At 38.0% G+C, this 22,089-nt stretch carries 22 protein-coding genes and 1 pseudogene; 11 read left to right on the top strand and 12 right to left on the bottom strand.

The window, feature by feature from the left end; genetic code table 11:
* Positions 1-25 precede the first annotated feature (25 nt).
* Positions 26-778 (bottom strand): response regulator transcription factor, encoded by a 753-nt coding sequence (locus HEQ36_RS20260; protein WP_027403571.1) that lies wholly within the window; start codon positions 776-778, stop codon positions 26-28.
* Positions 779-1,024: 246 nt separating this feature from the next.
* Between HEQ36_RS20260 and HEQ36_RS20255 the strand changes: the two genes are divergently transcribed.
* Positions 1,025-1,165 carry a hypothetical protein gene (locus HEQ36_RS20255; protein WP_168634706.1) on the top strand — a complete coding sequence of 47 codons (141 nt, stop codon included), beginning with the start codon at positions 1,025-1,027 and terminating at the stop codon, positions 1,163-1,165.
* 376 nt (positions 1,166-1,541) lie between these two features.
* On the opposite strand, the gene HEQ36_RS20250 is transcribed toward HEQ36_RS20255, so the two are convergent.
* Positions 1,542-2,111 carry a pentapeptide repeat-containing protein gene (locus HEQ36_RS20250; RefSeq protein WP_039202790.1) on the bottom strand — a complete coding sequence of 190 codons (570 nt, stop codon included), beginning with the start codon at positions 2,109-2,111 and terminating at the stop codon, positions 1,542-1,544.
* A gap of 129 nt (positions 2,112-2,240) precedes the next feature.
* Here HEQ36_RS20250 and HEQ36_RS20245 point away from each other — a divergent pair, with 129 nt between their 5' ends.
* Complete coding sequence (locus HEQ36_RS20245) at positions 2,241-2,819, top strand: hypothetical protein (RefSeq protein WP_039202789.1); 579 nt, start codon at positions 2,241-2,243, stop codon at positions 2,817-2,819.
* A gap of 8 nt (positions 2,820-2,827) precedes the next feature.
* Here the strand turns inward: HEQ36_RS20245 and HEQ36_RS20240 are convergent, their stop codons facing one another.
* The gene (locus HEQ36_RS20240) at positions 2,828-4,972 is read right to left on the bottom strand and encodes a DNA phosphorothioation-associated putative methyltransferase (protein ID WP_168635172.1); all 2,145 of its coding nucleotides are present in this window, start codon (positions 4,970-4,972) and stop codon (positions 2,828-2,830) included.
* A 535-nt stretch (positions 4,973-5,507) separates the two neighbouring features.
* Here HEQ36_RS20240 and HEQ36_RS20235 point away from each other — a divergent pair.
* Positions 5,508-5,726: a hypothetical protein gene (locus HEQ36_RS20235; protein WP_027403567.1), complete on the top strand. Its 219-nt coding sequence runs from the start codon at positions 5,508-5,510 to the stop codon at positions 5,724-5,726.
* 17 nt (positions 5,727-5,743) lie between these two features.
* On the opposite strand, the gene ribD is transcribed toward HEQ36_RS20235, so the two are convergent.
* Both ribD and mreD read right to left on the bottom strand, forming a co-directional pair.
* Positions 5,744-6,922 (bottom strand): bifunctional diaminohydroxyphosphoribosylaminopyrimidine deaminase/5-amino-6-(5-phosphoribosylamino)uracil reductase RibD, encoded by a 1,179-nt coding sequence (gene ribD, locus HEQ36_RS20230; protein ID WP_168635173.1) that lies wholly within the window; start codon positions 6,920-6,922, stop codon positions 5,744-5,746.
* Between the two features lie 5 nt (positions 6,923-6,927).
* A complete protein-coding gene (mreD, locus tag HEQ36_RS20225; protein ID WP_053537645.1) occupies positions 6,928-7,545 on the bottom strand; it encodes a rod shape-determining protein MreD in 618 nt (205 codons plus the stop codon).
* Positions 7,546-7,879: 334 nt separating this feature from the next.
* Between mreD and HEQ36_RS20220 the strand changes: the two genes are divergently transcribed.
* Positions 7,880-8,605 carry a hypothetical protein gene (locus HEQ36_RS20220; RefSeq protein WP_053537644.1) on the top strand — a complete coding sequence of 242 codons (726 nt, stop codon included), beginning with the start codon at positions 7,880-7,882 and terminating at the stop codon, positions 8,603-8,605.
* 496 nt (positions 8,606-9,101) lie between these two features.
* Here HEQ36_RS20220 and HEQ36_RS20215 read toward each other — a convergent pair whose 3' ends face one another.
* Both HEQ36_RS20215 and HEQ36_RS20210 read right to left on the bottom strand, forming a co-directional pair.
* Positions 9,102-10,241: a quinone-dependent dihydroorotate dehydrogenase gene (locus HEQ36_RS20215; RefSeq protein WP_168635174.1), complete on the bottom strand. Its 1,140-nt coding sequence runs from the start codon at positions 10,239-10,241 to the stop codon at positions 9,102-9,104.
* A gap of 182 nt (positions 10,242-10,423) precedes the next feature.
* On the bottom strand, positions 10,424-11,293 hold the full coding sequence (locus tag HEQ36_RS20210; RefSeq protein WP_168635175.1) for a class I SAM-dependent methyltransferase: 870 nt from the start codon (positions 11,291-11,293) through the stop codon (positions 10,424-10,426).
* 375 nt (positions 11,294-11,668) lie between these two features.
* On the opposite strand from HEQ36_RS20210, the gene HEQ36_RS20205 reads away from it, so the two are divergent.
* The 3 genes from HEQ36_RS20205 to HEQ36_RS20195 all read left to right on the top strand — a co-directional run bounded on the left by HEQ36_RS20205 (position 11,669) and on the right by HEQ36_RS20195 (position 14,400).
* Positions 11,669-11,830: a DUF2256 domain-containing protein gene (locus HEQ36_RS20205; RefSeq protein WP_071992819.1), complete on the top strand. Its 162-nt coding sequence runs from the start codon at positions 11,669-11,671 to the stop codon at positions 11,828-11,830.
* Positions 11,831-11,882: 52 nt separating this feature from the next.
* On the top strand, positions 11,883-12,830 hold the full coding sequence (locus tag HEQ36_RS20200; RefSeq protein WP_053537641.1) for an isoaspartyl peptidase/L-asparaginase: 948 nt from the start codon (positions 11,883-11,885) through the stop codon (positions 12,828-12,830).
* A 127-nt stretch (positions 12,831-12,957) separates the two neighbouring features.
* Positions 12,958-14,400 carry an ATP-dependent DNA helicase RecQ gene (locus tag HEQ36_RS20195; protein ID WP_168635176.1) on the top strand — a complete coding sequence of 481 codons (1,443 nt, stop codon included), beginning with the start codon at positions 12,958-12,960 and terminating at the stop codon, positions 14,398-14,400.
* A 50-nt stretch (positions 14,401-14,450) separates the two neighbouring features.
* Here the strand turns inward: HEQ36_RS20195 and HEQ36_RS20190 are convergent, their stop codons facing one another.
* From HEQ36_RS20190 to HEQ36_RS20170, 5 genes are all read right to left on the bottom strand, one after another.
* Complete coding sequence (locus HEQ36_RS20190) at positions 14,451-16,469, bottom strand: hypothetical protein (RefSeq protein ID WP_053537639.1); 2,019 nt, start codon at positions 16,467-16,469, stop codon at positions 14,451-14,453.
* 463 nt (positions 16,470-16,932) lie between these two features.
* Positions 16,933-17,421 (bottom strand): hypothetical protein, encoded by a 489-nt coding sequence (locus HEQ36_RS20185; protein ID WP_053537638.1) that lies wholly within the window; start codon positions 17,419-17,421, stop codon positions 16,933-16,935.
* An 84-nt stretch (positions 17,422-17,505) separates the two neighbouring features.
* On the bottom strand, positions 17,506-18,270 hold the full coding sequence (locus HEQ36_RS20180) for an energy-coupling factor ABC transporter ATP-binding protein (RefSeq protein ID WP_039200054.1): 765 nt from the start codon (positions 18,268-18,270) through the stop codon (positions 17,506-17,508).
* 10 nt (positions 18,271-18,280) lie between these two features.
* Positions 18,281-18,940: an energy-coupling factor transporter transmembrane protein EcfT gene (locus HEQ36_RS20175; protein WP_053537637.1), complete on the bottom strand. Its 660-nt coding sequence runs from the start codon at positions 18,938-18,940 to the stop codon at positions 18,281-18,283.
* A complete protein-coding gene (locus HEQ36_RS20170; RefSeq protein WP_168635177.1) occupies positions 18,933-19,856 on the bottom strand; it encodes an energy-coupling factor ABC transporter permease in 924 nt (307 codons plus the stop codon). Before HEQ36_RS20170 ends, HEQ36_RS20175 begins: the two co-directional genes overlap by 8 nt.
* Before the next feature lie 714 nt (positions 19,857-20,570).
* Between HEQ36_RS20170 and HEQ36_RS20165 the strand changes: the two genes are divergently transcribed.
* From HEQ36_RS20165 to HEQ36_RS20155, 4 genes and pseudogenes are all read left to right on the top strand, one after another.
* Positions 20,571-20,864, top strand: coding sequence for an element excision factor XisH family protein (locus HEQ36_RS20165; RefSeq protein ID WP_081424107.1), 294 nt, complete (start codon positions 20,571-20,573; stop codon positions 20,862-20,864).
* 125 nt (positions 20,865-20,989) lie between these two features.
* Complete coding sequence (locus HEQ36_RS26090; RefSeq protein WP_081424106.1) at positions 20,990-21,163, top strand: element excision factor XisH family protein; 174 nt, start codon at positions 20,990-20,992, stop codon at positions 21,161-21,163.
* Positions 21,151-21,554, top strand: a pseudogene (locus HEQ36_RS20160) (XisI protein). Before HEQ36_RS26090 ends, HEQ36_RS20160 begins: the two are co-directional and overlap by 13 nt.
* 69 nt (positions 21,555-21,623) lie before the next feature.
* Positions 21,624-21,911: a type II toxin-antitoxin system ParD family antitoxin gene (locus tag HEQ36_RS20155; RefSeq protein WP_053537636.1), complete on the top strand. Its 288-nt coding sequence runs from the start codon at positions 21,624-21,626 to the stop codon at positions 21,909-21,911.
* The last annotated feature ends 178 nt before the right edge of the window (positions 21,912-22,089 follow it).

Genomic DNA, 22,089 nt, shown 5'->3' with positions numbered 1-22,089 from the left:
CAAAACTAACAACTATCTTCACAAATCACCCAAATCTGTAACCAAAACCCCTCACAGTCACAATATGTTCTGGATGACTAGGATCTTCCTCCAGCTTTTCCCGTAACCAGCGAATATGAACATCCACAGTTTTGCTATCCCCCACAAAATCTGGACCCCATATCTGATCCAACAACTGCTCCCGTGACCATACTCGTCGAGTATAACTCATAAATAATTCTAACAGCCGGAACTCCTTCGGAGACAAATTCGCCTCTTCTCCACGTACCGTTACCCGACACTCTTGAGCATTTAAAGTTATATCTTTGTGCTTGAGAACCGGAACTTGTGGCAATGTACTTAAACGTTGACGACGAAGTAACGCCCGACACCGCGCCACCAATTCTCGCATACTAAATGGTTTTGTCAAATAGTCATCAGCACCTACCTCCAAGCCCAGCACTCGGTCAGTTTCACTACCTTTAGCACTCAACATCAAAATTGGCACTGAGTTGCCCTGGTGACGCAAAAAACGGCAAATATCTAGACCATTAATTTGCGGCAACATCAAATCTAACAGCACCAAATCTAAAGGCAGTTTTTCAGAATTATCTTCACAATTTTTCAGATATTCTATCGCTGTTCTGCCGTCACTAGCAACAATTACATCATAACCTTCCCCTTCCAAGGCTACAACTAACATTTCCCGAATTAGCTCTTCGTCTTCGACTACGAGAATACGGCTTGTTTGTCCAATATCTGCCCTGGCGGAATATTTAGCTAATTCACTGGTATACATTAACTTTTTCAGTGTATAACAAAGCCTAGTATATTATAAATCATACCAATTATATATTTATTTTTATTTTCTTTGTATTTACGTTAATTGTAAATTTTTGTGTCAGTAATCCAGTCATCCCCCTTGACAATTCTTATCAAGCTATGAAAGAAATAGCCTTAGAACAGGCGAAAAGTCAGGCAAAAGCTAAATAGACATCTCCGAAAATTAAATGTGCGTCGTTTGAAACCCTTGTAGAGACGTTCCATGGAACGTCTCTACAATCTTTACCGGAGAAGTCTAATAATTAATCGGTTGTTGGCAGATATTTTACCTGTGGATTGTGTATTTGATGGTAAGACAGAATTTCCACAGTCCTATTATGACACTGGTACTGACAAGGAGTAATAATAATGCGTAAGTGGATTGTTTTTCGGGCTGAGAAGCGTCAACCCGGTTAGCCCGCCTGGGAATGAATTCCCAGTCTAATAGCAGAAGTCATCTGAAGATGACTAAATAACGCGGAAATTTTTGAGTAAACTTTAGTTTACTTTCGCTATTAGCCCGGAAATATGGCTTACGCCACGCTACGCTATCATTTCCGGGCGGGTGTGGAAGCCAACAGATAAGCCATTTTTAACTTAAGTTGACACCTATGATGAACTAAAAATGTCCATATTCCGAGTATTTAGCAGTTCAAGCTTTTGGATAATCAAATATTTAAATATTTTCACTGAGTGTTGGTGGGTATTGCCCACCCTACGAAGTATTTTGTACAACAACATCAGCTATGAATGCTACCATCAGGCATAATTGCGCCAGTTAAAAAAGTCTCACTCATATCTGTATCATCTAAATTAGCTCCAGTTAAATTCACTTCGCACAAATTAGCCTCGCTTAAATCTGCACCACTCAAATCTGCACCTTGTAAGTCTGCTTTCCACATTCTCACACCTCCCATTTTTGCGCCACTGAGGTTTGCACCCTGCAAATTTGCGGCGGAAATTGATGCCATGTGTAAATTAGCATCACATAAATTAGCACCACTCAATAATGCACCGCTAAGATCTGATTCATTTAAATGAGCAGTTTTTAATGTAGCTTGAGTCAAATCAGCACCACAGAGAATAATTTCGGATAAATGCGCTCTTGCTAATGTTGCTCCTTTGAGATTTGCCTTACTCAAATTAGCACCACTTAAAGAAGCTTCTGTTAGATTTGCTCCTCTCAAATCTGCTCCACCGAAGTCTACACCACCCAAATTGACTCCTTGTAGATTTGCTCCTGGTAAAGCAATACAGTTAAAGCTTCTTTCTCCTGTGGCATATCTATCTAAAAGTTCTTGAACATTCATAGTTTTTTTAGACCTTGGTAAGTCCAATTATTAAATTATTCACATTTTTTAACTTCTCAGCAATTAATAAAACGGAAGTTTACCAAATGCTACAATAGAATCACCAGTCTCATAGCCAATCCAGTATTTATGAATAGTCATAATTTAAAACTAGGAAAATATCTAACCTTAGAAGAATTTTGTACCTGCACACAAACTTATCATAAATACGCCCAAAATATCAACCCCTATCCACAAAATCTACCAGAAGTAATTCCCGCATTACAGGATTTAAATAAATTTATCATTGACCCAGTGATAGATTATTTTGGTAGAGAAAAATTTCGACTTACTTACGGTTTTTGTTCTCCAGACTTAAAAAAGTATCTAGAGAAAAAAGACCCAATTACAGGGCAAAAAAATGGGCGTGTAGCTCCGCATCTTGACCAACATATTAGCCATGAAATCAACAAAAACGGTAAATACTACTGTGAAAGATTAGGTGCTGCTTGTGATTTTCTAATTACAGATTTACCGAGTACAGAATTAGTAGAATGGATATTACAAACAAAACTACCCTTTGATTCCCTCTATTTTTATAGTCACAACCAACCAATTCATATTAGTTATGGACAACAACATAAACGAGATATGTGGACATTTAATAACTCAGGAATCCCCACAAAAAAAGGAATTACAGATTGGGTCAAACTAGCAAAACAAACATAAATAACCCTCTATTCCTCCTCTCTGCGCCTCTGCGTCTCTGCGTGAGCAACATTCTTCCTTCTTTGTCGAGTTCTCAAAGCTGCTTTCAGTGCTTTCAACTTATAAGCATCTGCATCTTTAGCCCAAGCTAACCGATAACCATCAATAACAGTACAATTTTCCTTTAGACATTTTTCCCAACCAGAAACATGACTAATACTGTGCCAATTATCTAAAAGACCCCTATCTTCTTCTTGACAAGTGAGTTTCACTAATTTCTCATATTGGGGATAATCGGGAGTAACTAAAGCTTCTATTTGGTGTAAGATTGGTGGGTCATCTTCTTGATCATAATCTTGATAAGTAACGTGCAAATCTCGCAAATCAATTGTCATGACTTTTGATAAAATGGGATGAGGGTTAATATCAAAATCAGGATAAAATAAATAAGATATCTTAGGCGTTTTTAGATGAAATTTAATCACATTGGCTGCTTCTAACCGTCCAATAGTGCGACTAGCGCAACCTTCATAAAGACGTAATAAGGGGTCAACTGCTTGTAATGCAGAAATGTGAACCCAAAGGGAATTAGGTAATTTTTTCCCGACTTTGCTTTCTTGACAACGTTTAATAATTAGTTCTGTATTTCCCAAACTGCGTAACATTTGGTCAGCATCTAAACAGGCTTGCTTATAACTACTATATAAACCTAGGATGTCCTCTTGTACTGCTGGTGCTAATTGTCCTAATCGGGGACGACGGCTAAAATTACACAGTGCTAAATAAACCATTAAATCTTGACGGCGTTTGTCAGCGATCGCTTGCCATTCTTCCGAGTCAGTTGCCTGTATAATGATATTAAACGCCCGGCGTAAACTCCCAAATTCCTGAACAATTGCCGATTCTTGAGGTAATTCTCCCTTAATAGGCATTCTTCCCCGTTCCGTCAGAAAAGTCATCAGCGGTGTCAATAATTCCTGATGTTCCTCAAACCTTTTTACACAAAGACGGATTCTGGGAGTAGTCGCGCGGGAACGGAAGCGAGAAGCACGGAATAACTCAGCTTCAGCTTCATCTCGAAACACAAAATAAACCCCCAAAGCCACAGGAATTGAGTCAACGCCTAATACTTGGTCAATGTAAATTTTTAATTCTTCTTGTTCATAATATTTCTGAAATGTGTTGCGGTTAGTAATGATGCCATCGCCATAAGCAATTACACCCCGCTTAATATCAGATATCAACACTTGGGCGGCTACCAGCAGGACTTTTTGAGTCAGTTCCCAAGCTTGGATTAGGGATTCCCGGCGCTCGCTTTGGTGTTCAATGACATTAATCACAAAACCAATATTCACAATGTCCGCAGCTACTCTAGGCGTATGTGTAGAGTAATAGGGGTCCCAGCCACAACTTGTATAACCCTGTTCAGCAATACGGGTAACATCGCCACCATGTCCACAACCATAATCAAAAAAGGTGGTTTCTGGACTAAATAAGCTCAATTCCAAAGCTAACCGCACAGGACGAGATAAATCAGAGCGAATAATAGCGGCTTTGTGACGGTCTATTTTGGGAACTATATTTGTAGGTATAGAACCACTTTCTCTTTTAATTAAGCAATGTCCTTGCACTTCCACCCCAAAAACTTTTAACCGTTGTTCCCAACCCAACTTAGTCCCAATTCCTTTAGGATGATTAAGTAAACCTAAAGCAACTTGAGCGCGAGTTAAAGCTGCAAACTCTTCATAGAGGGGATATTCTGGAGTCACAAAAGTTTCTTTGCGGTGCAGAATCGGGGGATTTTCCGAATCGCTGTAATCCCGATAACCAACTTCTAGAGTTTCTAAGTCAACCTGAATACTAGCTTGTAAAGCCGGATGAGGATCAGTATCAAAATCAGGATAGAATAGATAGGAAATTTTGGGTTTGTTTGTACTAAACTTGACCAGAGTTGCCAACTGGACTTTAGGTAAGACACTACGGGCGCGGCTTTCACATTCCTGAAGCCAAGGGTCAAGAGTATGTAAAGCTAAAATATGAATGTAAAAGGCATCAGGTAACATTTTGCCAACAGGATTGTTTTGGCAATATTGATTTATGCTATTTATATCAATAGAGTGAAACCTTGAGAGGTTTTCCTCAACTGCATTCTTTATGTTGTCAGGTTGAACCATTACTTTGTCATCTTGTAAAAATATAGATAACCTGGTTACATTTACCTTAGTACAAAAAATCTGAAATTGGAAGTTAATAAACTTTGAAACCAAGAGAATGTTTGAAAAGTTTTTAATGTATAAACAAAATAAACCCCTCTCCAAACCTCTCCCCGCAGCGGGGAGAGGCTTTGAAACCCCCTTCCCTTGTAGGGAAGGTGGGCAGGGGGGTTAGGTTTTTGGAGATTATCGGTTTCATCTAATACTTTTCAAACAACCTCTAAAGTAAAAACAGTTCAAACCATTGTTTATCAATTTTTTTGTCAAAATAGTAAAACACAACAAAAAATAACGTTCATTGATGACAAATTGTAGTCTTAGTTAAGTAAAATTAAGTTAATTCATATAACTTGACATTTCTTAATTTTCAGCAAAACATTTGGTCATTTATTAAATTTTTAATAATAGTTATATCTAGTTGTAGATTTATGCAGTCAGTTAATATCAGAATTGTGTAATCTAAAAAGAACTAAACTAATGATTAAATAGAGGTCTAATGACTCCAACTATCATGCGTCAATTTTGGTCTATCGTTGAAGCCACCCACACAGTAACACTCTTACAGCTTGATGATGCTAGTTTGGTGCAGTGGTTGGTTAAACAAATAACTAATCAAGCTTTTTTAGATCCTCATGAAATTGATTTCTTGTGTGATTACATCCAATCTCGGCTGAGTCTGATTCGTGATTTAGCTTATGAACGCCAACAGTCATAGTCAAGTGGCTGTGCTGTTTATTTAAGTTTCGATGGTAAATAACCTTCTACTAAGCAATCATTACCGACAATCCGCCAAGTTACCCGCTCCAACGGTAACGCCTCAGTCATACTAGTTAAACCCAAGTCTCCCACAGGTGTAGGAGCATGATCTCCACCAATAATTTTGGGGGCGATAAATGCCATGATTTTTTGGACAGCGCCTTGAGCGATCGCACTAGCTGCTAAAATACCACCACATTCCCATAGCACGCTACAAAAACCGCGCTCATATAAATAACCCATGACTATTTCCGGAGTGAGGGAGCTAAATTCCAGCACCTCCACGCCTTTTGACCGCAGCATTTTTTGAAAAGCTTGTGAACTGCCAACTTCCGTTACAACCAAAGTTGGAGCTTCCTGAGTATCCCATAGGCAAGCCTGTTCTGGTAAATTCAGACTACGACTCATCACAACTCGTAGAGGATTATGAGCCGCAACTTGATGGCTAGTCAAGTAAGGATTATCTTTTCTCACTGTATTCCCACCAACAATCACCGCATCACAAGCCCCTCGTAATTGATACACCTCAGTGCGAGCATCTTGATTTGTTACCCAAGAACTATGACCAGCAGTAGTGGCAATTTTACCATCTAAAGTCATAGCATATTTCAAAATACCTAAAGGTCGTTGATAGAGAATGCGATGAATAAACCCTTCATTTAAACGCCGACAAGCCGCTTCCTCTACTCCAACTACAACTTCAATCCCCGCAGCCCTTAACCGTGCAATCCCGCTACCTGCTACCAAGGGATTAGGATCAACCATCCCTACCACCACCTTAGACACACCAGCATTGATTAATCCTTCTGAACAGGGAGGAGTCCGTCCATAGTGATTACAAGGCTCAAGACTCACATAAATAGTGCTTGAGTGCGCCCTTTCTCCTGCCGCTCTGAGGGCAAAAACCTCGGCGTGTGGTTCACCAGCACGAGGATGAAACCCTTCCCCCACAATCTCCCCATTTTGGACAACCACTGCCCCCACCAAGGGATTTGGTGAAGTGTATCCCAACGCAATGCGAGCTAATTCTACGCACCGTAACATCATCCGCGAATCAAAGTCATTACCTACTAATTCCGGGACTACAGGCTGTGCAAATTGATGGTTTTCAGATAAGGGTGTAGATGCTGGAGAGACTCCTGGAAAATTATCCATTTGACTTAAGAATTACGAATTAATTTCATCTGCTGCCACCAGCGATTAAGAGGATAATAAACCACAGGCGCCCACAAACTACTAAGAATTGCCGAAGCTAAGGTTGCACGCTGGTAATATGTCCAAATACTGGCGGCATGACGATTTCCTTCCCAAGATAACTGGAAAGCAAAAATAGTGCCTGCCACCACAGCCATCACAAATACAATTAAAGCAATAGAAATAAAGTCTTCTTGAATAAACCGCTGTTTTTGCATTAGGGCTGTTAACATTCCCACGATTCCCAAACCCAAAGCATGAGTGGGATTTGGCGATGTCATTGCATCTTGCAATAGTCCTAAAATGATTCCTGACAGCAGACCAGAAAATACTGAGCGATTAACACTCCAAGCCACTACCCAAATTAGTAGCCAGTTAGGACCAATGCCTAATAATTCCATCCCAGGAAGACGAGTTGGCAACATTATTAAGCATAACATTACAGTTAAAAATATTACCATCCAATCCATAAATTGATGCCACCAAGGATGCCAAAGTGCTAATGGGGGAATCAAAAAATAGGATTTTCCTCTAGTTGAAGTTGATTTTTTATCTCTGTTACTGGTAAATCCAGGTATCTTCATCTTTTTATGATTAGTGATTGGTTATTATATAGCAGGGAACAGGGAACAGAGTGGAAAGTCCTTTGGTGTATGGTTTTTTAGGTAAATTCTGTATCTTATTCAAGTGCATACCGCTATGTCATCGCTTAATTTTAATCTTTCTCAACCTAATCTGACTACAGATTAATTTCTCAAAAGCTGGAAAAATATACTTATAAAATTAGTTACTTTTTTATATATCAGTAGCTTTTGCCGAATAATTAGCGACAATTTTGCCAAAAGATACAAACAAATGTCCAAATTTTTGCCAAGATAGAGATATTATTTTGTAAAAATTCACTTGGCAAAAATCAGTATGAGTGAAAAAACCATAGAAAGCCCTGGCAAAAGTTTTCTCGTTCTAATTTTGCCGATATCGTTTTTGATTATTTTCTTGGTCAATACCTGGAAAGTTTTACTGGTAATTTTGGGGCTGTTAATGGTTTTCAACCTTTGGCAGCAATCTAGATGGGAAAAGTGGTGCAACCAAGTTAACCCACTCTTTTATGAATTGGTTGAGGAAAATCATGGCAAAATTACACCCACGGACTTGGCAATCAAGGGTAATTTTTCGGCAGAGGCGGCAAAACGCTATTTAGATGGCAAAGCTAAGGAATTTGGTGCTAGTGTACTAGATTCAGAAAATGAGGAGGATCAATCGTACTACTTTATTAATGCCAGTATTCTTGGTGATATTATTGATAGTAGTGAATTGGTAGAAAAACTTCCCGATCAACCAGTTACTAAAATTGCCCGTTCGTTTTTAGCTCCACCTTCACCTATTTCCCTGGAGGGGGAAGCGCAATCTGAATCCTTATCTGTTCCTACCCATGAGGAAGTGAGAAAACCACTAGAAGAACAGTTAGTTTTTGGTTCGCTGATTCAATCTGAATTAGCTAAACGGCTAAATGTCTATTCCAGTACGGTTTACAAGCGACGCAATGACCCAGATTTTGCTGAGTGGTGTCGTAGCCGTGATCCTGATGGTATTGCTTGGTCCTATTCTCGTAGGTCTAAGGAGTTTTTCCCAATTCAGGAATAGGCAACAGGAAAAAGAATTTTTTTTAGCTTGGGGGGTGTTTGAAAAGTCATGGTTGCTGGATTTTTACCCCACCCTAACCCTCCCCTTAGAGGTTGTTTGAAAAGTATTAGATGAAACCGATAATCTCCAAAACCTAACCCCCCTGCCCCCTTCCCTACGTTAGCGCAGCGTGCCGAAGGCTGGGAAGGGGGGTTTCAAAGCCTCTCCCCGAAGCGGGGAGAGGTTTGGAGAGGGGTTTGTTTATTAAAAACTTTTCAAACATCCCCTTATAAAGGCTACGGTGTACACACAAGTTATCGAATCACCATTATTCCTCAAATTACCCCTCCCTAACCCTCCCCGATGCTTTGGGGAGGGAACTAATTTTTCCGGTTTTCCCCCAAAGCATGGGAACTAATTTTTCCGGTTTCTCCCCAAAGCATCGGGGGGACTAGGGGGGGTAACAATGTGATGAAAATTATGGGATACCACTTTTAAAACATCCTCTAAAATCGAATTACCTATTACCCATTCCTATCGCTTGACTGATGGATGTTAAGCCGTTTTCTTCTAGTTTGGTTAATAAACCGGCGAGGATGCGGCGTACCATTATTGGTCCTTCATAAATCCAGCCTGTATAGGTTTGAATAAGACAAGCACCGGCTGTGATTTTTTCCCAAGCATCCTCGGCGGTAAATATGCCACCTACGCCAATGATGGGCATTTGTCCCTGGGTTTGTTGGTAAATAAAGCGAATTACTTCTGTGGAGCGATCGCTCACTGGTTTACCGCTAATTCCTCCCGCTTCTTCTTGGGGAGATTTGCCAGTTTTTTTAATGATTTGGGTTTTGAGTCCTTCCCGGCTAATAGTGGTGTTAGTGGCGATTAACCCAGCCATTTGGTAAGCTTGAGCCAGAACAATAATGTCAGATATTGCTTCCCATTCTAAATCGGGGGCTATTTTCACAAATATGGGTTTTTTCGCGGTGTTTTCCTGTTGTAATCCGTCCAATATTTGACTGAGCATGGCAGCATCTTGGAGCGATCGCAATCCCGGAGTATTGGGAGAGGAAACATTAACTACAAAATAATCACCCAAATCCTTGAGTAACCGAAAACTCTCTAGATAATCCTGGGCTGCTAATTCCAAAGGTGTGATCTTGGATTTACCCAAATTTATACCTATAGGTATGGGTATTGGATAATTCGACTTTTCTTTAACCTCATTCAGTCTTGCAGCCATAGCGACAGCACCAGCATTATTAAAACCCATCCGGTTAAGTGCTGCTTGATCTAAAGGTAAACGAAACAACCGAGGGGGCGGATTTCCCGGTTGGGGGTGATAAGTCACAGTACCCAATTCAGCAAAACCAAACCCAAAATTATGCCAGATATTAGCGCCAACGCCGTCTTTGTCAAATCCAGCCGCCAAACCCAAAGGATTGGGAAATTTCATTCCCAGTATAGTTTGTTCTAGTCGTGGATCATTTAAACACAGATATTGCTGAAGGAGGTTATTCAACCAGTTGGTAGAAGGATAATAACTGGCTTTCGACAGCCAATTTAGACTACCGATGGTTTGTTTGTGCAACCACTCCGGTTCGGTTTTCACCAGAGTAAATAGGAAATGACCAACTAATGATTTATAAAGATCCAATTTATGTTACGAGTCAGTTAACGTAGAATTATATTCATATTATAGCTTTACGTGAATCTGAGAATTTTAAAAAATGTTTTGCTTCTTTCAATTCTGATTTCGTAGATGTAATTTATAAAACTGGTAATTTGCAAAATCCCAACTGAGAAGATTTTTTTAAGTCTAAATTTTCCAGTTTAATTTCACTTTTTATAACCGATTACTGCAAGATTACCAGCGGGAATAGAAACGGGTAAGTAGCCGATTTTTGTCTTCTTCAGAAAAGAAAGACAGAAGCGCTTGAGTTTTAAAGGAAGTGGGAATAATTTTACCCAGTAATGTAAAGGATAACGATTAAAGATAACTTTAGTTGTTATCGTTGTAAAACCATTCATTTTTAAAAGATATCTAGCACTTTTTTCCGAGAACAATTGTAAATGTTCAATATCAAAAATGGGAGATCTCATTCTTAAAATTTTAGCTGAGAGAGCGCGATGATTATGACAGATAAAAAAGACAGCCCCACCTTTTTTGATAAGAGTATAAGCATCTTGACACATTTGTTTAGGGTCATACAAATGTTCTAAAGTTTGAAAACAAGTAATAAGACTAAAAGTTCCCGCTTGAAAATCCTCAACTCTGAAAAGACCATGCTTAATTAATGGTTGTATTTCCTCCTTAGCAGCTAGAATAGGTGCTTGGAAAGGTTCTGGTTCTACTCCAATAACAGAAGTAAACCCTGTACGAAGCAATTCCTCTAAAAATGCTCCATCCCCTGTGCCAATATCAATCGCACCATCTAAATTAGGAATATGTTGCATAATTTCGGGTAGAAAACTGGCATAAGTACGACTCGCATAATGAGCTTCTTCCGAACTATCAAAAGCAGCTTCATGGTAGGCGGTTGCTAATTCACTTAATTCAGGAATTGGACTGGCATACAGTACATCACAAGTTTGACAAGATATCAGTCTGTAGTGCATATATTCAAGCAGTTTACGACAAGCAAAGGCAAAACCGTCTAATTGATTAAGATCAAAGTCAGCCTCAGCAAAGACTTTAGGGACTTCCAAATAAAAATATGTCCCAAAACTAACGCAAAAACTCTCTCTATTTCTTCTCTCTCTGTGTTCTCTGTGCCTCTGTGGTTCTTTTGTTCATTTATTGGGATAATTTTTTTCTTGGAAGTTCCTTAGACTGATCCTTTGAACCGCAAACTGGACAAGAACGATTAACCATTTTCATTTTTATTTTCTCCTTTTCAGAAATTTCAGACTTGAAATTCTGTTTTCTGCAAATTATCGTAGAATCTGGGAAAACCTATGTAATTAATTTTGCTTGGTTAATTGTAGACAGTACAAGTATTAAAAAATCCTTGTCATCCGTCTTTAGATGTATTTTTTGATAGATGATGTTTTTCGTGTTTATTGTTACGTTATTGTTACGTTATGCGTCCTACTTGTTCTAAATCTGATTTACCGGAAAAAATCTGTGTAGTATGTCAACGTCCGTTTACTTGGCGGAAAAAATGGCAAGATTGTTGGGATGAAGTGAAATATTGTTCAGAACGTTGCCGTCGTCGTCGTTCTCAGGCTAAAAATGAGAGTTAGACCAACCAATAAATATATGGGCGCAGGCCCTGCGCCCCTACGAAGAAAATAAATGATTTTACAAATGCAACCTAAATTAATTATTCATGGTGGTGCTGGTAGTTCTCTCCAAGGTAAGGGGGGATTAATAGCAGTCCGCAACTCTCTGTCTCAGATTGTTGCGGAAGTTTATGCTCTTTTGCTGACGGGTGCAAGTGCGACTGAGGCTGTAGTTCGGGGTTGTCAGATGTTGGAAGATGAACCCCGCTTTAATGCTGGTACTGGTTCTGTCCTCCAATCTGATGGACAAATCCGCATGAGTGCTTCCATTATGGATGGGACAACAGGGCGCTTTAGTGGTGTGATTAATGTGTCACGGGTGAAGAATCCGATTGAAATGGCGCTGTTTTTACAAGATGCTGATGATCGGGTTTTATCCGATTATGGTGCGGCTGAGTTGGCGCGGGAGTTACAACTGCCTATTTATAATGGTTTAACTGATTTGCGCTTGAAAGAGTGGACTCTAGAACGCCAGGATAATTTTAAAAGAACCATGGCTGGGGTAGTAGCAGAACCAGAAATGGCAGAAAGTGCTGGTAGGGGAACTATTGGTGTTGTGGCTTTAGATGGCTATGGTAAATTAGCTGCTGGTACTTCTACTGGAGGTAAAGGCTTTGAACGCATTGGGCGAGTTAGTGATTCAGCTATGCCAGCGGGTAATTATGCGACTAGTCAGGCGGCGGTGAGTTGTACGGGGATTGGGGAAGATATTATTGATGAGTGTTTAGCCGCTAAGGTTGTAGTGCGTGTTACTGATGGAATGTCACTACAGGAGGCTATGCAGCGATCATTTACAGAAGCAAAGAAGAATAATCGGGATTTTGGAGCGATCGCTCTTGATGCCACTGGTGCGATATCCTATGGTAAAACCTGTGAAGTATTACTGGCTGCTTACCATAATGGGGAAAACATTGGTGATACTTTGGAATGGAATGATCAAGAACTAATTGGTAATTGGTAATTGGTAATTGGTAATTGGTGATTGGTGATTGGTGATTGGTGATTGGTGATTGGTGATTGGGAAGAGTAAAGATGAATATTTATCTTGATTTTCCCTTTATTATTCTTTTCGCTTTTGTTTTAGGAAAATGAATCTCCCTGTAACACAATCTTGGCAAGATGTTCGCGCAGCATTAAAGGCAATTTGGGGATATGACGATTTTCGTCCTCCTCAAAAAGAAATTGTTAACTGTTTAATATCACAAAAAGATGCTCTAATTATTATGCCCACTGGTGGGGGAAAGTCAATTTGTTTTCAACTTCCCGCCCTCCTAAAAACAGGATTGACTTTAATAGTTTCTCCTTTGGTGGCACTAATGGAAAACCAAGTTGCGGAATTACGGCAACTATCACAAAAAGCAGCACTTTTACACAGTGAATTAACTGCATCTCAACGCAATGCAACCTTGCAAGCTTTGGAAAAACAGCAATTAAGATTATTGTATTTATCACCAGAAACATTACTCAGTCCAGCAGTATGGCAAAAGTTATGTAATCCCCAACTCCAAATTAATGGTTTAATTCTGGATGAAGCCCATTGTTTAGTACAGTGGGGTGATACTTTTCGTCCGGCTTATCGGCGTTTAGGGGCTGTGCGTGAAGCTTTGCTAAAATCAAAACCACCGGGAACAAAAATTAGTATAGCAGCTTTTACGGCAACGGCTGATCCTTTAGCCCAAAAGATTATTTCTACAGTTTTAAAATTAGACAAACCGGAGATTTTTCGGATTAATCCCTATCGGGAAAATTTAAATCCTATTGTCCGAATTGCTTGGACTCCTAAAGGGAGAAAACAACAATTATTAAAGTTTATTCAAAAACGACCAAATCAAGTTGGTTTAATTTATGTACGGACTCGAAGAGATAGTGAAAATTTAACCCGGTGGTTAATAGAAAATGGTTATCAAACTGCTAGTTATCATGCAGGATTGAGTCCAACGGAACGCCGCAATATTGAAGCTAGTTGGTTAGGTGGAAAAATCCCATTTGTTGTGTGTACTTGTGCTTTTGGGATGGGGATAAATAAATCAGATGTGCGCTGGGTGGTTCACTTTCATGCGCCACATTTATTATCTGAATATGTGCAAGAAATCGGGAGGGCGGGAAGAGATGGCAAACCTGCTGATGTTTTAACTTTGGTAAGTGAACCGACGGGATTTTTAGATGCTGAGGATAAGCAAAGACAGAAGTTTTTTGAGTCACAAATGAAATTGCAACAACAAAAAGCTCAACAATTAGCCAAACAATTACCACTCCAAGGAGAAATAAATACTGTAATTAAAGAATTTCCGAATAGTGCTGTGGCACTTTCTCTTCTGCATAGTAATGGACAATTGGCATGGCTTGATCCTTTTCATTATTCTATGTCTTTGCAGTCAGGAAATCCAGAAAAAACACAATTACAAGCTACTAAACAAATGAGTGAATATCTCACTAATAAAAGGTGTCGTTGGCAATTTTTATTAAATGCCTTTGGCTTTGAAACACCAACTGCTAATTGGCGTTGTGGACATTGTGATAATTGTGATTAAATCAAGAAACACAATCTGGAAAGCTAATTATTGCGATATTTCCATATTAATTATATGCCTAATTTTTTAAATAAAATATTATTTCTTTGTTTTGCATCTTTAACAAGTTTGTTAAATGATAATACTTCAATATAGGTTTTTAATCCAGGGTTAAAACCAAAAAAACCTTGAAGGTCTGGTGTTGGAGTCAGAGAAGAATTAACAGCAAAAGTTTGTATTTCTTCTGTTAAGTCACAAATAATATAGGCATAGAAAGGTGTATCTTCACGAAGGGATATTAATCTACCATCTTTATTCTTGTGTTTTCCTGATCTAACCTGGCGTATATAAGAATAAACTTGAGCAATAGGATCTTCTGATGCAGAATATCCCTCTCTCATTGGGCGTTTAAATTCTATTACTACAACGGAAGAATAAGGCTGTTCTTCATCTGGTACAAAAGCAATAGGATGGTTGAAAACTAAAAGGTCTGGTCTATCATTACTTTCTGAATCTAAATTTTCTAGTCTTTTTAAGGATTGATCAGAGGAAAGATACTCATGATAAGACAATCTTTCATCTATTATCCAGAGATTTTGTTTTTCAAAAACATTGATTTCATCAGAAGATGTCCTCATTGGAAAAATTATTTCATGTATATCTTTTTCAAGACTATATCTTCCATCTGAATCAACAATTAGGTTTTTTTCAAACAGACTGATTATGATTTTTCTATGAATAACATATCTTGCTAACTTAGACATCCCTAGATCATTATACTGTTCAAGAAAATCATAATATTCTTTGCTATATTCAGGAAATCTCTCAAAGTGTTCTAGAGGAGTTCTCAATATTTTTACTCCCGTTTCTTTCAGAGATAGTTCATAGCTCGACATTATTTTATGAAGTTCTATTTCTAGCTTTTCTGGAGGGAGTCCAGGTTTTATAGACTCTAATTTATCTGTAGCATATTTTAGTAACGGACGATATTCTACAGCTTCTTCTATAATGTATTTTTGGATTTCTTTCTGTTTCTCTTCCTGTAATCCTTGTAAAAATGGAGAAAGATTATTAGATATTACAGAAATTAATTCATTTTGTATTTCTTTATAAGCAATAAGTCCAATGTCTTCTGTAAAACCCTCATGATTATGAATTAGGTTAAAATTAGTTCTTTCTTGATTAACATATTGATCTAAACAGTCACTAGAAACAAAAGCCAGATAGGTAAAAAGCCTTCCTTCTCTGTCACGAATTTTTCTTTTTTCAATTAAATTAGGGATATAGTTGTGTAAATTTTCAGAAATAACGGTTCTATGATTAGCGCAATAAAAAAGTTTATGGCTTGAATCGGATGAGTTGTAATATTTAATTCCTTTAAGATTAAAAGTATATTCTTTTATTTTAATTACATCATTATCCGAGAATGATTCTAAATTTTGATTAAAGTATGTATTAATGTTGAATTCTTTTTTTCCATCAATTACTCTAATTTTGGGTGGTGTTTCTAAAATAAAGTATGAAATACAGTGTTCTAGAATTTGCTTGCCTATAGTTTCACATTTTTGAGGGCATTTTCCTTTATATGGGTTTAAGAAATTTTTAAGTTCAACTTTTGTATAAAATTCTTGTTCATTATTTAGTTCTATTTTCTGCTTAGAAGTTTCTTGAACTCCTTTGCAAAAAAGGCTAAATTCTATATTACGTTTGTAAAAATTATTTTCTTCTTCAAAAACACTTTCAATCAGTATTTCTGTAAAAGCTTTAAGCCATAAAAATCTACCAACTCCTTTTGAGCCTCTGCTTTTTTTATATGTACTATCTGAAGTACAAAAAGACATATAGTTAATATAGTTAAATCCTACTCCGTTATCTACAACAACAAAACCTTGTATTGGAGATAAATTTCCATCTTCTATGAGTTCTGTTTGATTACCTTCCCTTAAAAGAATAATGTCAATATATCCATTATTGATTTTTGAATCCTCAATAGAATGAATTGAGTTTACTACACACTCAAACAATGGCAATAAACATTTATTCTCAGCTAAAGGGGTGTTGTTAATTCTACCTTCTAAACTTATGTCCATGACTTAATGGGTTTAGTTATTTACGTATCCGTTACATTTTACTATACTATATACAAATTTATTTATGTGTTCAGATATTTAAATTAACTTAGCATTTCTTTTTAAATTCTCATTTTCGATCTAGCTTGCCACGCTTTTACTTCAACAGTAAGTAGGTGAACACAATAAAACCAAACTGTGTAAAGAAATGTAAAATCGCCCAAACCCTTTTCACTCTTGCCTCTTGCCTCTTGCCTCTTGCCTTTTGCCTTGCCATAACGACAATTTTCAACGCTCACCTACTTAAGTGCCTAAATATTACACAAAAACACACTACAATGTATTAATGCTTTTCGTAATGCGAATAAATTCGTCCTTATCTTTGTGGATGATTAATTTGTACAGTCTGTAGGTCTTAGCAAGATTAAAAACTAAAAAAGGAAGAGTAAAGGATATAACTCTTACAATTTTTAATTTTTAATTCTCAATTTTTAATTGATTCTGCTTGGCTACAATATTTATTTAATTGAACACCTAGAGTATCTGATTCTTTCCCGGCAGTTTTGGCGGCTGTTGTTAGTGCGGAATCAATTTCTTTTCTGGCTTTTTCAATTTTTGCTCTACCATCTGATGATGCCTCTGCTTTTTTAGCTTCTCCAAGTGCTTGAGAAGCTTTGGCTATGGCTTCACTAAGATGATCAAAGATTTTGATAAATTTGGTTTCAAATTCTTGCAGTTTGGGATCTTTTAAATTTAATTCCTGAATAGACTTAGTAACATTTTTCAAGTCTTTGGATAGTTGCAAGCTAGTTGATACTTGCTGACCTTTTTTTATATCAATCAGTGCTGTACCCTGATTGACAACTGTAACTAATCGCTGACATTGGGAGATTTTAGTCTCGCTGCAACTAGTAATTAACAAAGCAATGCTCAGGCTAACAGGAGCAATAACTGAATGACGGGAAAACAACATTAAAATCCCAAGAGCAATAAAATCCCCTAAATATTAAGCCAATTGATTATTAATTCGCAATTACGAATTTCTGTGTTGAGCAGTTTACCAATCTAATGGCAATCCTAATTTATCTAAGGTTTTGCCATCTTGCAACAGTGTTTGAATGTCGCTGTCTATTTGGATTTTACCCGTAGATAGGACTAAAGCCCGTTGAGTTACTCTTCCTAGCCAATTGAGATCATGGGAAGCTATTAACATCACTTGTACGGGCAATTTTAATAACACGTGAGCTAAATGTCGTCGCCATGCTGGGTCTAGTCCGTTGGTGGGTTCGTCTAAGATGAGAATGGCTGGATCTAGGGCTAAAATTGCTGCTAAGGCGGCTAAACGTCTTTGTCCTCCAGAAAGTTCATGGGCGGAACGGTGGGCGTAAGCTTCTAATCCGAAGTCGGCTAATAGTTGATGGGCTTTATCTTTTGCAGCTATGGGTGAAACACCATAGTTAAGGGGTCCGAAAGTAACGTCTTCCAGAATTGTAGGCATAAATAATTGGTCGTTAGCATCTTGAAAGCTAAAACCAATTTGTTGGCGTATTTGAGGTAAGGTGGTTGGCAATAGGGGGATGCCGTTAATCCAGATTCTGCCACTTTGGGGATGTTTTAAGCCGATGAGGTTTTCTAATAAGGTGCTTTTTCCTGAGCCTGTAGCCCCCATTAAGGCGATGCGATCGCCTGTTTGTAAGCTAAAAGAAATTTCTTGTAATACGGGTTGCTGGTGCGAATAGGCATATACCAGATTTTGGACTTCAACGACATTGGTATGCGGTTGAGAGAGGGAAATTTGGGGATTAGAAGTTAAGGATGTCAAGATTCACCACTCAAATAACAGTAAGGTAGGAACTTAGGGTTAAACAAGTAGCTGTCACCCCAGCTATTAACAAGATAAAACGTTCTTTCGATTTGAGGGGGGAATCTATCGGTAATTGTCCATTATATCCACGAGCTACCATAGCAGCATAAACTCTTTCCGCTCTGTCGAGGGTGCGAAGATACAACGCCCCAATCATGGAAGCACTGGCATAACGCAGCCATCCTGCTGCACCATTTAAACCACGTAATTGGGCGCTGCGCTGCATTTGCGTTACTTCTGAAAGTAAGATTTCTAAGTATTGCGCGGCTAAGATCAGGTTTTCTTTTAATGGGGCAGCTATTGGTAAGCTTTTGAGGGCAATACCCAAACTGTGGGGGGGTAAGGTTAATAAGAAACTATTCATGGTAATTAAACAAATTAGGGAACGCACAAGTAAAAAACTGGCTTTTTCCCATCCCAAAGGCAAAGCCATTAATGATAGAAAAATTAATTCTGCACCAAGTAAACCGCTTAATTTACGAATGGGTACTTGTAATAGGCCAACCCATAAAAGGGCGATCGCCCCATATACTAGTAAATTAGACCAAGTATGATGTTTTAAAAACGCTGCGCCAATTACAATAATGAGGGATAATTGCAAGCGTAATGGCAAGGAAATTTTAAGCATTCTTAGGTTTCATAACTTTAGCAATTCCAAAAGCCACAGTGAAGCAAGCTGTAGAACCTACCAAACCGGCAATACTTGTGCCGATTTGCCCTAAACCTTTAATCTCATAGTCAGCCAAAGGTGTTGGTACTACCACTCTGACTTGTTCAGCTAAGTTGATAAAACCCAAGTTTTCTGCTACTTTTTCTAAACCATCTGGCCAAGCAGAAGCAAATAGAGACAACACACCCGAAATCAGCAAAATACTGACAACGGGAACTAACCAGCCTCTAACTTTATGTTCTTCACCTGGTAACAAATCTGGACGGGCTGTGGCTAAATAGGTTAATACACCCCCGGTAATTAATCCTTCTCCAATACCAATCAAAATATGTACACCTGCCATGGTGGGTAAAACTATGTTGGCTGGCGCTGTTCCAGACAGGGCTAATTCAATGGCACAAGCTACTGCGGCGACAACTACGCTAACTGCGGCAGCTATGCCGGCTGCTAGGGGTAAACGCCTTTGAGAACCGCCCAATAGTCTTTGTAAGGTTTGGGTTAATCCCCACGCTACCCACACGCCGACTATTCCCATATTAAAAATATTTGCACCTAAAGCCGTAATTCCACCATCAGCAAATAACACGGCTTGAATAATTAAAACTGTGGCAATACATAACATTCCCGCCCAAGGACTACCTAAAATAATGGCGGCTAAAGCCCCTCCTAATAAGTGGCCGCTGGTCCCCCCCGCTACAGGAAAATTAATCATTTGGGCGGCGAAAATAAAGGCTGTGGTTAAGCCGAGAATGGGGGCGCGACGAATGCCAAAAGCTGTTTGCGATCGCTCAAAAGCTACAAATAAGGCGGCTGTACTGGCTAAACTGGTGGCTGCGGCTACTGGTACAGAAACAAATCCGTCGGGTATGTGCATGAAAATTCCTATTTCTTTTATGTGGTTTTTTGCAGTGCTAAAAGCAATATAACGACTAACAAAATTAATAGCAAACTAAAATTTATCTGTTCTGACAATAGCCTATTGGTAGATATTTTGGGATTTTATTTAGGATAATTTTTCAATAAAAAATACGTCAAATTATATATTTATTTTTTGAATTGTTAACATTTATAAATCTTTATGACATATTTTCATAATTGTTCATGATTATGAATTTATTAATTTTCTGGAGGATGCCAACCAGCAAGTACCCAATAACTGCGAACTTCTAAAACATCTGCATCATCACTTAAATGCAAAGCTTTAACAGTAGCTCTCCCAGTTGGTGTTTTACCCACAATTTGCAATCCATCTTTTGTCCAGGAAAAATGCTCAGACTAAATTTGAGTACGCGGGTTAAATAATTTAACTATTTCACCTGTTTCTGAATCAATATTTGTTATTTTATCGCTTTTATATCTATTACAAATAGGACAAGCTAACCATAAATTCGATTCATCATTAAGTAGGTGAGCGTTGAAAATTGTCGTTATGGCAAGGCAAAAGGCAAGAGGCAAGAGTGAAGAAGGTTTGGGCGATTTTACATTTCTTTACACAGTTTGGTTTTATTGTGTTCACCTACTTATTGTAACGCTAAAATGTTAATATACAAGTAACTTAGTAAAACCAAGTTATAATGGAATTAACACCGTGCCAGCTAAAGATGCTTTTCATAACATTGTCAAAACAGCACTAGAAAAAGAGGGCTGGTTTATTAGTCATGATCCTTATCCATTGCAAGCGGGAACATTAGAATTACATATTGATTTAGGAGCAGAGAAAGTTATTGCAGCCGAAAAAGAAGGACAAAAAATAGCTATAGAAATCAAAAGTTTTCTTAATCCTTCAAAAATCACGGAACTTTATGCTGCATTAGGACAATTTATAATTTATCGTCTTGCTTTACAAGAACAAGAACCAGAACGAATTTTAGAGGGTGTTTGAAAAGTTATGGTTGATGTATCAAATATTTTTTACCCCACCCTAACCCTCCCCTTGTAAAGGGGAGGGAACTGGATTTTTATTGTTTCCCCCCTTTACAAGGGGGGACTAAGGGGGGTAGCAATGTGATGAAAATTACGGAATACCACTTTTCAAACATCCTCTTATATTTAGCAGTTCCTATTACTGTTTACAATGAATTTTTTATCTTGCCTTTTATTCAATCAGTTATTAAAACAAATCAACTTTGTTTAGTAGTTTATAATATTGAACAGGAGGTAATATCACAATGGCAAAATTAGAAGAATATCAGCAATATATTCAGAATTTACTCAAACAACACGCTAGTATGGTTTGGGATAAACGCATTCAAGCACAAACGATTTTTGATATTGAAAATAACCATTATCAATTAATTTAAACCCCGTCTAAGTTGAAACCTATAGTTTTTCTATGGCGAAAACCCAAGTTTTCAAGATGGATGGAGTATATGTGGGTTGGCGTGATCAAAATCGTATTTATGGACCTGTTTTACATCTAGACATTATTGATGATAAAATTTGGATTCAGCAGGATGGTACAGAGGTAGGAATTGCCAATGAATTAGTTGAATTAGGTGTACCGAAAGAAGATATTGTTTTAGGTTTTCAATTGCCTTCCGTCCGCAAATATACAGATTTTGCTGTTAGTTAATTAAATCTCAATTATTAACATAATCTATGTTAATATACAAGCAACCTAGTGAAACCTAAGTTCAAAACTATGACCAATATTAATATTTCTGTACCTGAATCACTGAAAAGTTTTATTGATTACGAAATTGTTGAAGGTGGTTATAGTTCAGCGAGTGAATATTTACAACAGTTAATTATTGAAGAAGCACAAAGAAAAAGTAAAGCAAGTTTAGAGGAGTTTTTGATAACTCAGGAAGAATTTGAAAAGACTTTAGATGAATTAGCTGATGATTTTGTAGCTTCTGTTGGTGCAAATGCGCCTATTCTATCAGATTATGCTGTTAGCCGTGAGAGTATTTATGAGGATCATTATTAAAAATGGAATATTTAGTAGATACGAATATTTTATTACGTCTTGTGCAGCGTAATGATCCATGTACAGTGTAAATAGCAATACCTGCGGTCGGCTTCTATATCCGGCGTTGCTGAATTGGCGTATGATTTTTGGAGGTAGAGACGTTCCATGGAACGTCTCTACAAGAGTCTTGAACGTA

This window comes from Anabaena sp. 54 (genome assembly GCF_017355725.1).
Lineage (GTDB): Bacteria > Cyanobacteriota > Cyanobacteriia > Cyanobacteriales > Nostocaceae > Dolichospermum > Dolichospermum heterosporum.
The sequence above is the reverse complement of the archived record's forward strand: the minus strand, read 5'-3'. Positions and strand labels throughout refer to the sequence as shown.

Coding starts and splice junctions, on each gene's coding strand:
- HEQ36_RS20260 (WP_027403571.1), bottom strand. CDS start 778: ATGTATACCAGTGAATTAGCTAAATATTCCGCCAGGGCAGATATTGGA.
- HEQ36_RS20255 (WP_168634706.1), top strand. CDS start 1,025: ATGGAACGTCTCTACAATCTTTACCGGAGAAGTCTAATAATTAATCGG.
- HEQ36_RS20250 (WP_039202790.1), bottom strand. CDS start 2,111: ATGAATGTTCAAGAACTTTTAGATAGATATGCCACAGGAGAAAGAAGC.
- HEQ36_RS20245 (WP_039202789.1), top strand. CDS start 2,241: ATGAATAGTCATAATTTAAAACTAGGAAAATATCTAACCTTAGAAGAA.
- HEQ36_RS20240 (WP_168635172.1), bottom strand. CDS start 4,972: ATGGTTCAACCTGACAACATAAAGAATGCAGTTGAGGAAAACCTCTCA.
- HEQ36_RS20235 (WP_027403567.1), top strand. CDS start 5,508: ATGACTCCAACTATCATGCGTCAATTTTGGTCTATCGTTGAAGCCACC.
- ribD (WP_168635173.1), bottom strand. CDS start 6,922: ATGGATAATTTTCCAGGAGTCTCTCCAGCATCTACACCCTTATCTGAA.
- mreD (WP_053537645.1), bottom strand. CDS start 7,545: ATGAAGATACCTGGATTTACCAGTAACAGAGATAAAAAATCAACTTCA.
- HEQ36_RS20220 (WP_053537644.1), top strand. CDS start 7,880: ATGAGTGAAAAAACCATAGAAAGCCCTGGCAAAAGTTTTCTCGTTCTA.
- HEQ36_RS20205 (WP_071992819.1), top strand. CDS start 11,669: ATGCGTCCTACTTGTTCTAAATCTGATTTACCGGAAAAAATCTGTGTA.
- HEQ36_RS20200 (WP_053537641.1), top strand. CDS start 11,883: ATGATTTTACAAATGCAACCTAAATTAATTATTCATGGTGGTGCTGGT.
- HEQ36_RS20195 (WP_168635176.1), top strand. CDS start 12,958: ATGAATCTCCCTGTAACACAATCTTGGCAAGATGTTCGCGCAGCATTA.
- HEQ36_RS20190 (WP_053537639.1), bottom strand. CDS start 16,469: ATGGACATAAGTTTAGAAGGTAGAATTAACAACACCCCTTTAGCTGAG.
- HEQ36_RS20185 (WP_053537638.1), bottom strand. CDS start 17,421: ATGTTGTTTTCCCGTCATTCAGTTATTGCTCCTGTTAGCCTGAGCATT.
- HEQ36_RS20175 (WP_053537637.1), bottom strand. CDS start 18,940: ATGCTTAAAATTTCCTTGCCATTACGCTTGCAATTATCCCTCATTATT.
- HEQ36_RS20170 (WP_168635177.1), bottom strand. CDS start 19,856: ATGCACATACCCGACGGATTTGTTTCTGTACCAGTAGCCGCAGCCACC.
- HEQ36_RS26090 (WP_081424106.1), top strand. CDS start 20,990: ATGAAAATTACGGAATACCACTTTTCAAACATCCTCTTATATTTAGCA.
- HEQ36_RS20155 (WP_053537636.1), top strand. CDS start 21,624: ATGACCAATATTAATATTTCTGTACCTGAATCACTGAAAAGTTTTATT.